The 4,752-nt window shown below is 74.0% G+C and carries 3 protein-coding genes; 2 read left to right on the forward strand and 1 reads right to left on the reverse strand.

Annotation, left to right across the window (positions count from 1 at the left end; all coding sequences use genetic code 11):
• Positions 1–64: 64 nt before the first annotated feature.
• Positions 65–2,401 carry an MMPL family transporter gene (locus tag ACFRMQ_RS38325; RefSeq protein ID WP_380735505.1) on the reverse strand — a complete coding sequence of 779 codons (2,337 nt, stop codon included), beginning with the start codon at positions 2,399–2,401 and terminating at the stop codon, positions 65–67.
• A 362-nt stretch (positions 2,402–2,763) separates the two neighbouring features.
• Here ACFRMQ_RS38325 and ACFRMQ_RS38330 point away from each other — a divergent pair, with 362 nt between their 5' ends.
• The gene (locus ACFRMQ_RS38330; RefSeq protein WP_380735507.1) at positions 2,764–3,993 is read left to right on the forward strand and encodes a sensor histidine kinase; all 1,230 of its coding nucleotides are present in this window, start codon (positions 2,764–2,766) and stop codon (positions 3,991–3,993) included.
• Positions 3,990–4,697 carry a response regulator gene (locus ACFRMQ_RS38335; protein WP_380735508.1) on the forward strand — a complete coding sequence of 236 codons (708 nt, stop codon included), beginning with the start codon at positions 3,990–3,992 and terminating at the stop codon, positions 4,695–4,697. The genes ACFRMQ_RS38330 and ACFRMQ_RS38335 overlap by 4 nt, the downstream gene beginning before the upstream one ends.
• The last annotated feature ends 55 nt before the right edge of the window (positions 4,698–4,752 follow it).

The raw sequence follows: 4,752 nt of genomic DNA on the forward strand, positions 1-4,752 counted from the left end.
TCTCCAAGGTCCCCGTCGTCCCGGCCGGAAGGCACTTTTCGTATGCGTGCCACCCGGATCCGGCCTAGGAGTGATTGCTCCATCGGGCCCCGGAGGAGTCCGTGCCCTGTTCCTCCCGGGGCGCGTACGGCTGGGGGTGGGGGTAGGCGTCCTGGTGCGACGGCGCGGGCCACTCGGACCATGACGGGGACTGCGGGGACTGCGGAGACTGCGGCGGGTGCGGTGTGTCCGTGCGGTGCCGGGGGGTGGGCCGGGTGGTCGCGCGTCCGGGGCGCAGGGGCCACCACAGGCCGCGGCCGAGGATCGCGGCCAGGGCGGGCACCAGCACGATGGACAGCAGGAACGCGGAGAGCAGGATGCCGAGCGCGGTGGCGAAGCCGATTTGCTGGGTGGAGGGTTGCGGGGTCACCGCGAGGCTCGCGAAGGAGCCGGCCAGGACGAGGCCCGCCGTCGCGATGGCCGGGGCGGTGTGCCGCAGGGCGCGCGCGACGGCGGCCCGGGGCGGCCCGGGGTGTTCCATCTCCTCCCGGATCCGGTCGCTGATCAGGATGTTGTAGTCGGTGCCGAGCGCGACCACGAACAGGAACAGGACCAGGGGCAGCGTGAAGTTGACGCCCGGCTTGTCCATCGCGTGCTGGAACACCAGGGCGGCCGCGCCGAGGGTGGCCGCGAAACCGAGGCCGACGGAGAGCATCAGCACCACCGGCGCGAGCAGGCTGCGCAGCAGCAGGAGAAGGATCACCCCGATCAGTACCGCCGCGACGGGGAAGACCAGCCGGAGGTCGCGGCTGACGGCGGTGGAGACGTCGGCGAAGACGGCCGGGGTGCCGCCGACGTGCGCGGTCAGGCCGGCGGGCGTGTTTTGGGCGACGGCTGCGCGGATCGGGCCGGAGACCAGGTCGCGGGCCCGCTGGGACTGCGGGTCCTCGGTGAGGATCAGGTCGATCCGTGCGGCCTGCCGGCTCTCGCTCAGGACCGGCTCGGTCACCTGCCCGACGCCGGCGACCTTGGTGAGGTGCTGGGCCAGGCCGTCCAGTGCGCCGGGGGAGAGGGGGCCGGCGTTCTTGGTCTCGACGTAGACGCTGGTCGGGTCCGCCGCGCCGGCGGGCAGGGCGCGGGAGATCTCCAGGGCGGTGCTCTGGGACGCGGTACGGGGGCCGCCGCCCAGGCCGTAGTCCATCCTGATCCCGGCCAGCCCGCCGGCCAGGGCGCCCAGGAGGGCGAGCGAGGCGAGGACCATGGTCAGCGGCCTGCGGGCCACCAGGTCGGCGAACCGGGTCGTGGTGCCGTCGCGGGGTTCGGTCCTGAGGGCGCGTGAGGGCCAGAAGAGTGCGCGTCCGCAGGCCGCGAGCACGGCGGGCATCAGGGTGAGGCTGGCCAGCAGCATGACCAGGACCGAGACCGCGACGGCCGGGCCGAGCACCCGGAACTGGCCGAAGCTGGCGACCCCGAGGGTGGCGAAGGCGGCGACGATGGTCAGCGCGGCCGAGGTGACCGCGGTGCCGACCTTCTGACCGACCTCGGCGGCGACGGCGCGGTGGTGGCGATCAGGCCGGGCCCGCAGCTGCTCGCGGAAGCGGAACATCAGGAACAGGAAGTAGTCGATGCCGATGCCCAGGAGCACCACGCCGATGAGGCTCGGCACGGAGGGGTCGAGCTTGATGCCGGTGAGCAGCGCGGTGCCCACGACCGCGCCGGCGGCCACGCCGCTGACGAGGGCCACCGCGACCAGCGGCAGCAGGGCGGCCAGGACGCTGCGGAACACGAGGACGTGGAGCAGCACGATCAGGGCGACGGAGCAGACGGAGGCGACGGTCGCGAGGGTCTTCCCGTCGTCGGCGGAGTCGACCTGGTCGGCGAGTGCGCCGGTGAAGCCGGTGCGCAGGCCCTGGGCGGCGAACTCCGCCCGGGCGTTGTCCCGGAACGCCCGGAAGGTGTTCTCCAGGCCCGGGTCGGCGGGGTTTCCGGTGAGGTTGGCGGAGAGCAGCTCGAAGGTTCCGTCGGGTGCCGTCATGGCCAGGCCGACCTGGGGGACCTGCGAGTAGTCCCGCTGGAAGGGCGCCGCGTCCTCGGGCTTGGGCATGGTGACCCTGAGGTGGCTCAGCCGCTTCGTCCCGGCGTCGATCCGCTCCCGGTCCGTGGGGGTCAGCGCCCGGCCGTCGGCCCGCGCGACCAGGATGGTCACCGGGTTGGCGTCGGGCTTCGTCCCGAAGCGGTCGTGGGCGATCTGCAGGGCGGCGGCCGAGTCGTAGCTCTTCGGCAGGAAGTCGGCCGTCTGCGTCTGGGTCACCCGGTAGATCAGAGTCTGGCTCAGGACGGTCAGGAGTATTCCCAGGACCGACCAGGCGGCGATGACCTTCCACGGATTCCTGGTGGAGAATCCGGTCAGGGCGCGGATCACGATGTCCTCCGGCTGTGGTGCTGTCGCCGGGGTTCCGGCACCTCTCCAGAGCATCACGGCGTACCGGGCGTTCTCGTCCGAGCGGGGGAGGAGAACGCGGTCGGGACCTGGGCCCGGTACCCGGCCCCGACCAGGACCAGGGTCCTGGTCGGGGATCGGTCCCGGGTGCCGCTCCGGGGCCGGGGGCCGCTGCGAGAATGGGCCGCGGACGCTTTCCCCTCCGGGGACTGCGGGCCGTCGCGGGAGCAGCGCAGGGCGCACGGCTCACGGACGACGGATGACAGCTCACGGCGCACGGATGACGGTCGCGGTGAACCGGCGGACGCCGGTGCCGACCGGCCACGGAGAGGACCAGCACCAGCATGTCGACGCACCACCGGCCCCCGCCGCCGTCGCCGAGCGCCGACGGCCTGCCCTGGACGAGCAGTGACGGGCTGCTGGCCGCCGGGGCGGCCGCCCTGGACCTCCTCGGCTACTCGGTCGGCGGTCTGGACGGAAGCCGGCCGATCTCCCTGACCGCGCTGGTCCTGCTCGTCCTGGCGGCCCTGCCGCTGCTCACCAGGCGCCGCTACCCGCTGGCGTCACTGGCGGGTGTGCTGGCCCTCGGCCTGGCACTGAACCTGAGCGGGCCGGTGCCGCAGCACTTCAACTGCACGCTGTGCGTCGCGCTGTTCGCCGTGGCGCGCTCCCGCGGCATCGCGGTGGCGGCGCCGGCCGCCCTGGTGGCGGCCGCCGTGCCACTGCTGGGCCAGGGGCATCCGCTGCCCCCTCCGGTGGGGGCAGCGGCGGTCAACGTACTCGCCGCGGCGCTGGTCCTCGTCGCGGCCGAGGTGCTGAAGCGTTGGCAGCACGAGGTGGAGGTCCGGCGCAGGCTGCTGGCCGACCGCGCGGTGGCGCAGGAACGGCGCCGCATCGCACGGGAGTTGCACGACATCGTGGCCCACCACATCACCACCATGCAGCTGATGGCCGGCGGTGCCCGAGCGAACCTCGGGGGTGACACCGAGGTGGTGCGCGACGCGCTGGTCACGCTGGAGGGCTCCGGGCGGATGGCGCTGCGCGAGATGCGCCAACTGCTCGACGTGCTCCGGGCCGGCGACGCGCCGGAGGAGACGGACGGGGCGCCGGCCGCGCCGCAGCCCGGTGTCGGGGACCTCGGAGGGCTCGTCGAGGAGTCCCGCAGGGCCGGTCTGCCCACGGAGTTCGCCGTCCTGGGGCAGGAGCGTCCGCTGCCGCCGAGCACCGGCCTGGCGGTGTTCCGGATCGTCCAGGAGTCCCTCACCAACACCCGCAAGCACGCCGGCCGGGCCCGGGCGCGGGTCCGGCTGACGTACCACCCGGACCGGGTCACCGTCGAGGTGTCCGACGACGGCACCGCCGCGCCGGCCGACACCCTGGTGGGAGCCCTGACGGGGGCGGGTTCCCCGGCCGGACCGAGGGCGGGCAGGGCCGGGTACGGTCTGATCGGCATGCGCGAACGCGTCGCGCTGCAGGGCGGCAGCATGGTGGCCGGCGGCGTCGACGGTGGTGGCTTCCGGGTGGTGGCCGACCTGCCGGCGGTGCCGGCCGACGGAGAGGAACGGCTCGGATGACGGGAACCCCGGAGCGGATCAGGGTGCTGATCGCGGACGACCAGCCGCTGGTGCGGCGGGGCCTGGCCCTGATCCTGGCACCGGACCCGGCGTTCGAGGTGGTGGCCGAGGCGGACGACGGGCAGCGGGCGGTCGACCTCGCGCACCGGCACCGGCCGCACGTCGTGGTGATGGACATCCGGATGCCGGTCCTCGACGGGGTCCAGGCGACCGAGCGGATCGCGCGGGAACTGCCGGAGTGCCGGGTCCTGGCGTTGAGCACCTTCGACATGGACGAGTACGTGGTGGCCGCCCTGCGCGCCGGCGCCTCCGGGTTCCTGCCCAAGGACGTCTCCCCGGAGGAGCTCTCGGCGGCCGTGCGCACCGTGCACACCGGGGAGGCGGCGGTGGCGCCGCGCCTGCTCACCCGGTTGATCTCCACCTACGTCACCTCGCCCCGCCTGCCGAGGTCGCCGTCGTCGGTGCCGGTGCCGGTGTCCGACCTGGGGGAACTGACGCCCCGTGAGATCGAGGTGTGGCACCTGCTGGCCACCGGCCTCGACAACGCCGAGATCGCGTCGGCGATGGGCATCAGCGTCTCCACGGTCAAGAACCACATCACCAGCGTCTTCGCCAAGCTGAGTGTCCGCGACCGCGCCCAGGCGGTGATCGCGGCCTACGAGTCGGGCCTGGTGGAGGCCCGGCGCGCGAACCCGGCGGGCTGAGGCGGGCCGGGTCGGGTCGGGCGGACGGCCTCGCGGCCCCCTTCTCCAGGGAGGC

It is taken from the genome of Kitasatospora sp. NPDC056783, assembly GCF_042789895.1.
Lineage (GTDB): Bacteria > Actinomycetota > Actinomycetes > Streptomycetales > Streptomycetaceae > Kitasatospora.